This window comes from uncultured Campylobacter sp., from assembly GCF_938045205.1.
In the GTDB taxonomy this organism is placed as follows: Bacteria; Campylobacterota; Campylobacteria; order Campylobacterales; family Campylobacteraceae; genus Campylobacter_B.
This window is the reverse complement of sequence record NZ_CALIMY010000137.1, coordinates 1-1,403: the sequence shown is the minus strand read 5'-3', so window position 1 is coordinate 1,403 and position 1,403 is coordinate 1. Positions and strand designations below refer to the sequence as shown.

The following is a 1,403-nucleotide window of genomic DNA, read 5'->3' as shown; positions in this document are numbered from 1 at the left end:
ATTTTATCCTCCCAAGCTCAAAATCTAGCCCGCTCGCGGCGACCAATTCAATACGGCAAATTTAATGCGATCGACTTATAAAATCACCGCCCGAACTTCAAATATCAGCGCCGCATTAGAAAAGTTATTTTATAATAACCGCATATCAAAATTTAAGGCGATCTATGAAAAGGCTTCTAATTTTCGTCGTTTTTGCGCTGGTCGCTCTCGCCGCGGCGATCTACTTCAATCTCGATAGGCGCGAGGAGGTCGCGCACAAGGCCTACGGCATCATCGACATCAGGCAGAGTTCGCTTAGCTTCGAGCGTAGCGGCCGCATTAGCGCGCTTTATCGCGACGAGGGCGATTTCGTGCAGGCTGGCGATGTTTTGGCGGCTCTGGATACGGCGGATCTGAGCTTTCAAAGACAGATCCAGATCGCGAGGTGTGAAGGGCTTAAATTTAGCTTGCAAAAGCTGCAAAGCGGCTTTCGTAGCGAGGAGATCGAGATGGCGGCGGCGAACGTAAGCGCGCTGCAAAACGCCCTACAGCTCGCTACTTTGACGAACGAGCGCTTCAAGAGCCTGGGCAAAACCAACTCCGCGTCCAAGCAGCAGATCGACGAGGCGTTTTATTCTATGAAGCGCACGCAAGCCCAGCTGCAAAGCGCGCAGGCTAATCTGCGCCAGCTTCAAAGCGGCTATCGCGGCGAGGATGTCGGCGCCGCGCGGGCAAACTTGGCAAGCTGCGAGGAAAATCTGAAATATCTGAACTACCAAATCGAGACGCAAAGCGTGCTAAAAGCGCCCTTTAGCGGGCAGATCAGAGCGCGCCTTAAGGAGCTTGGTGACATCAGCATACCCAGCGTGGGCGTTTTTGAGCTCAGCGAAGTAAAAAACAAGCGCGCGAAATTTTATCTAAGCGAAAATCAGCTCCGCTTCCTGCATGCCGGGCAGAGCGTGCGGATCATCGCTGCGGACGGCTCTAGCGCGAGCGCAAAGGTCGCCTACGTGAGCCAAACCGCGATGTACACGCCCCGCACGGTGCAGACCGAGGAGCTGCGCGCCGATCTCGTGTGGGAGGCGCGCGCCGATTTTAGCGACGAAGATGGGCAGTTTCGCTTAGGTCAGCCGATCAGCGTGGAATTTTGACGGGGGCAGCGCATAAGCATCGCTAGCAAGGGCGAAATTTAAAACGCGGTACGGGTGGCAGGAATACTACGGATGGAATTTTATCGCGGCACAACGCCCAAAGCTATCAGGCGCGGCGAGTTGGAATTTAAACGGTTGCCTTAGCGATAAAATTTTGGCGGCATAACGACGCGGAATTTATGAGCGATTTTGACGGCATCTGCGGGCGAAATTTGGATAGCAAAGCTCGCCGAGCGGCAATTTTACGCGGCACCTGGCGAGCGAGACATACGG

At 54.2% G+C, this 1,403-nt stretch carries 1 protein-coding gene; it reads left to right on the top strand.

The annotated features are described in order from the left end of the window. Nucleotides 1–164 precede the first annotated feature (164 nt). Nucleotides 165–1,130, top strand: a complete 966-nt coding sequence (locus Q0198_RS08300) for an HlyD family efflux transporter periplasmic adaptor subunit (protein WP_297896860.1) — start codon at nt 165–167, stop codon at nt 1,128–1,130. Nucleotides 1,131–1,403 lie beyond the last annotated feature (273 nt).

Bases quoted from the DNA above. Each gene is read 5' to 3' on its own strand.
- Q0198_RS08300 (WP_297896860.1), top strand. From the start codon at position 165: ATGAAAAGGCTTCTAATTTTCGTCGTTTTTGCGCTGGTCGCTCTCGCC.